Origin of the sequence: Commensalibacter sp. Nvir (genome assembly GCF_963921845.1) — a bacterium.
Taxonomy (GTDB): domain Bacteria; phylum Pseudomonadota; class Alphaproteobacteria; order Acetobacterales; family Acetobacteraceae; genus Commensalibacter.
This window is the reverse complement of sequence record NZ_CAWUGZ010000100.1, coordinates 1-4,752: the sequence shown is the minus strand read 5'-3', so window position 1 is coordinate 4,752 and position 4,752 is coordinate 1. Positions and strand designations below refer to the sequence as shown.

General features: G+C 36.1%; 4 protein-coding genes. 1 reads left to right on the top strand and 3 read right to left on the bottom strand.

Annotated elements, in window-relative coordinates:
* Nucleotides 1–103: 103 nt before the first annotated feature.
* Nucleotides 104–1,675 (top strand): carbohydrate porin, encoded by a 1,572-nt coding sequence (locus AABE15_RS06375; protein ID WP_338330452.1) that lies wholly within the window; start codon nucleotides 104–106, stop codon nucleotides 1,673–1,675.
* A 286-nt stretch (nucleotides 1,676–1,961) separates the two neighbouring features.
* Here AABE15_RS06375 and yiaY read toward each other — a convergent pair whose 3' ends face one another.
* The 3 genes from yiaY to rhaM form a co-directional block, all read right to left on the bottom strand.
* Entirely contained in the window at nucleotides 1,962–3,119 is a 1,158-nt protein-coding gene (gene yiaY, locus AABE15_RS06370; RefSeq protein WP_408870262.1) for an L-threonine dehydrogenase, read from the bottom strand.
* Between the two features lie 322 nt (nucleotides 3,120–3,441).
* Entirely contained in the window at nucleotides 3,442–4,242 is an 801-nt protein-coding gene (locus AABE15_RS06365) for a helix-turn-helix domain-containing protein (RefSeq protein ID WP_338330450.1), read from the bottom strand.
* Nucleotides 4,243–4,333: 91 nt separating this feature from the next.
* Nucleotides 4,334–4,648 (bottom strand): L-rhamnose mutarotase, encoded by a 315-nt coding sequence (rhaM, locus tag AABE15_RS06360; RefSeq protein WP_338330449.1) that lies wholly within the window; start codon nucleotides 4,646–4,648, stop codon nucleotides 4,334–4,336.
* Nucleotides 4,649–4,752 lie beyond the last annotated feature (104 nt).

Genomic DNA, 4,752 nt, shown 5'->3' with positions numbered 1-4,752 from the left:
GTATGAACTGAGTACGTATTTGTACTTAACCAATGAATTATTAGTATTTTGCACCAAATTGATAAACAGTTTTGAATAACTCAATTATGGAATTTAGGTAAATATGGCATCGCAAAAAAAAACGAAACTCACGTTATGTGGAAAAGAGTTTTATCTTCTTTTCTGTCTTTTATTGGGTACTGGAAGTACTTTAATCAATCAATCTGCAAAAGCAGAAAGCAACAATGATACAACATCATCGACCGCGAGTGATGATGTTCCTAACAATGGAATGACCGATTGGCACTTAATCCCTGCAGGGGGTGGCGGGGATTGGAGGACAGCTGTGGGTCGTACTCAGAGTAATCCAAAAAAGATTAACGAGATAAAAGACGAAGATAATCCTTTATTGCCTAGACCAGAGCATTTTTTTGGCAGCTGGGGTGGTTTGAATACCTGGTTATACAGGCATGGTATCAATTTAAATATTGAGAATCAGAACGAGTTTGAAGCAAACGTTACAGGTGGTATTCGAAGAGGTGCCACCAATGCCGGTGCACTCAATGAAAACTTAGACATTGATTGGGCAACTTTAGTAGGTCGTAATGCGATTACCGATGGATTGCTCAGTCATATGACTGTTATCGGTCGATATGGAAATCTTGCGAATAAAGCCGTTGGTGAAAATATTACGAGTGTTCAAGAAGTTTATGGTGCTGGGGGTAACGTCGCAGCCAAATTGGTTAACCTGTATCTGGACAAATATTCTTGGGGTGGAAAAATTGTCACCTCTTTTGGACGTACTAACGTTAGTGGCTTTTATGCTATTAGTCCTATTTACTGTTACTTTGTCAATAATGGTATTTGCGGAAACCCAAAAGCTGTGAACGCAGATGTGGGAGGATTCAACGCATGGCCCGATTCAGCATGGGGTATTACGTCGTTAATTCGACCTGTGCAACAAATGTATATTCGGGTTGGGTTGTTCCAAACCAGTCGAGCAGTTTTTGGAAACGCGGCTGGACATCGTGCGGGTTGGGCCGCTGTCGTTAGTACGGCTGAAGATGCTGGAGCTGAAATTCCTATTGAAGCTGGTTATGAACCGCATTGGGGTAAACATGATCTGTTGGGTCACTATAAAGTCGGTTTTGCTTACGATACATCCCCTTTCCCAGTGTGGGGAGAAGGTGTCAACGGTGGGCGTGAGTTTAAATATAAGGGACCCAATCAACATTGGAAAGCGGGTCGAGCTATGGAGTATATTTTGCTGGATCAAATGATTCATCGTAATGCCCCTGGTAATTTAAGTGGTCTGATCACTTACGCTGGGTGGGTGCGTAATGATCCTAATACGTGTATGCGTCAAAATGAACTATATGCTGGTGTGATTGATACGGGTTTTTGGAAGGCTAGACCCTTAGACGCATTTGGTGTGTTGTTTATTCAACAGATGATGAGCCGAAAATTGCGGAATTTAGAACGTTATATGTATGCTACGGGTTTGCCCATAAGTGATATTTCAGACGGAGCAACCGGCATTCAATCCGCCGAGAGTACTGTCGAATTGACGTATATTATTCATGTTGTAAGAGGAATGCGCTTTCAACCCGATTTCCAATATGAAATTCATCCTAATGCGCAAAAAAATATAAATGATGCAGCTTTTTTTGGGTTCAAAACGTATATAAATTTCTAGAATTTTGTCTACAATTACTATTGAAGGTGATAATTCTTTTGTAAAGCTATTTTCTTTTCATGGTTCTTTAATTATGGTCCAAAGCGTTGAACCTGGATTTTAAATGAAATAGCTTTAACCCTATGTTTTATTTGAATTGTTCCGATGAGATTAATGATAAAATAATAATTTTGGTTATGTTACTTATTAAAGCCTTGTCTCATTATCAATCGTAGTATTGGAATATAAAAACACTGCAATTATACAAGTATAATTGCAGTGTTTAAGATAGTTTTGAACTTAAAAATTACATGGCGGATTTAAAAATTGCTTCAACCTCATCTTGGCCTCCTTGGCGTGGGTTTGTTACACCACATGCATCTTTTAGCGCGTTAGCCGCCAATACTGGAATATCTTCAAATTTTACTTTAAGTTCTGTTAAGTTGGCTGGAATATTAACGTCTTTAGAAAGATTACGTATTGCCGTAATGCAGGCTTTTGCACCTTCTTCGTCGCTCATATGTTTGACGTCAACATGCATAGCATGAGCGACGTCTTTTAGACGTGCTGCACATTTTGGCAAATTGTATTCTTGAACATGTGGCAACAAAATAGCATTACAAACCCCGTGAGGTAACCCATAAAAACCACCAAGCTGATGGGCCATAGCGTGAACATAACCTAAAGAGGCGTTGTTGAAAGCCATCCCTGCAAGAAGTTGGGCATAGGCCATATTCTCACGCGCATTCATGTCTTTACCATTTTTAACGGCATTACGTAAGTTATCTGCAATTAAAGTAATCGCCTTTAACGCACAGGCATCCGTAATTGGGGTAGCGATAATGGAAACGTAAGCTTCAACGGCGTGTGTCAATGCATCCATACCCGTAGCTGCTGTTAATCCAGGTGGCATACCCGCCATTAGGGAAGGATCATTAACCGATAAAATAGGTGTAACTTGTGGCGTAACAATCGCCATTTTAATATGTCTCGTTTCATCGGTTATGATACAAAAACGAGTAATTTCACTGGCAGTACCAGCGGTAGTATTAATGGATACTAAAGGCAATTGAGGTTTTTGTGGTTTATCGATGCCTTCATAATCTTTGATTTCCCCCCCATTGGTTGCTAGAAGAGCAATTCCTTTTGCACAATCGTGAGGAGAACCACCCCCTAAAGAAATAACAAAATCACAATGGTTTGCTTTTAAGATTTTCAAACCGTCGTTAACATTTGTTACCGTTGGATTTGGATGCGTACCGTCAAAAATAGAGGCTTGAATATTTACTTTAGCCAAAAGGTCTGTAACTATTTTAATGACACCCGATTTGCTTAAAAAAGCATCCGAAACAATCAAAGCGTGTTTAAACCCATAATTTTGTATGTGAGTTAAAGCATCCTGCAAAGCATTCTCGCCAATAACGTTTACAGAAGGTATGAAAAATGTCGTGCTCATGAAACTCATTATCCTTTATAAGTGAATCATAACAATAGATTTAATATAGTTATGGTTGATTTAAATTTTTATAATGGAAAAAATAATATTTTGTCTTGATCTCAATCAAATTAGTCCCTATTCGAACTTAAAGCAAGGGTATGATTGAAATCAGAATTTATTTTGTAAAAATAGTTTATTAATTAAGTTACGATCTATTTTTGTATTTTTTTTCTTTTTATTAAATGTATGCTGTGTTTATAAAAGATGTTAACATTTGCATGCGTTTCATCACAATAAAAACTAAGAAAAATTGACGAAAATTTCAGATTGAAATGAAGAACGTCTCTGATTATTGCCTGAGTTTTATAGGCGAAAATCCAAATTCATTTTTGAAACAAGTTGAAAAATAAGCACTGTCGTTGAAATGACAATCCATAGCAATATCGGTTATGCTTTTATTTGTTTTACGCAAAAAAAAGTAGGCGTGAAACAATCTTAGTTTCCTAAGGTAGGTATGAGGAGATAACCCTAATTTATTTTTTACATAACGATAGAAGGTTCGTTGGGGCACATCAAATTGCTGGGTAATTTGATTCCAATCAATTTCTTGCAAATAGTTAAAGTGAAGCCATCGTAATATTTGTATTATATGTTGTTCATTATTATTTTGTCCAACGGTGCTATATATTCCATTTTGCAAATTAATGAGTAGTTGTAAAAAAAGGCCTTCACCATACGGAAAAAGATCGTTTTTGATTTGGACAAATTCGTTTAATATGCACGTAATTTTACTAAAGGCAGCTTGATTTAATAACCAGTGAAAAGGTACATTTTTTTGACGATTAGGGAAAAATTGATTAACGTTTTTTAAATAGTCAAAACACGAGGCTTCTCGATATAAAATGTTGACCAAATTCAGATTATTCACTTTTTTGAATAAATGGAGGTCTTCACTATGAACGTAACATATTGTTCCAGGACATAAAAAAAAGGGATGATCGTTTATAATATGCAGACCATTTCCTTTTGTAACGATAAATATTTCGTTAAAATCATGCGTATGTTCTGGATAAGCTATTTGAGGATTTCTGGGCTCAACCGCAATTGTTTGTTGGGGTGTAAAAAAATAATCTTCATTACGTAATTTCATAATATCCCACCCTATGCAAGGTCTATCAATAGGATATAAGGTTTTGTAATGTTAAATGCAAAGTTCCTAAGCTAATAAAATAATTTTTATATTAACTCAGATAGAATACAGGAACAAGATCTTCGTGCTGAGGGCTATTGTCTGGATTGGTGGGCATTAGTTCCGACATGTATTCCCACCATTGGCGACAAACCTCTGTTTTACTTATAGATTCCCATTGTTCTTCTGATTCTATTTCTAGGTAGCCAAATAAAAGATTTCTTTTTTTATCTAGGAAAATAGAATAATTATGGCTTCCATGTTTTTTTAATACTTGCTCTAGGGCTTTCCATATTGGATTGTGACGTTTGATGTATTCTTCATGAGCATTATTGTTAATAGGCATTATAAAAGCTTTTCTAATCATAAGCGATAGAATCCTTTTTCAAATATTCAATGATATGAAACGTTAAGTTATTAGTTAAATAGTTTAACATGATGCAAATACATATTCTTAATTAATAATAAAAA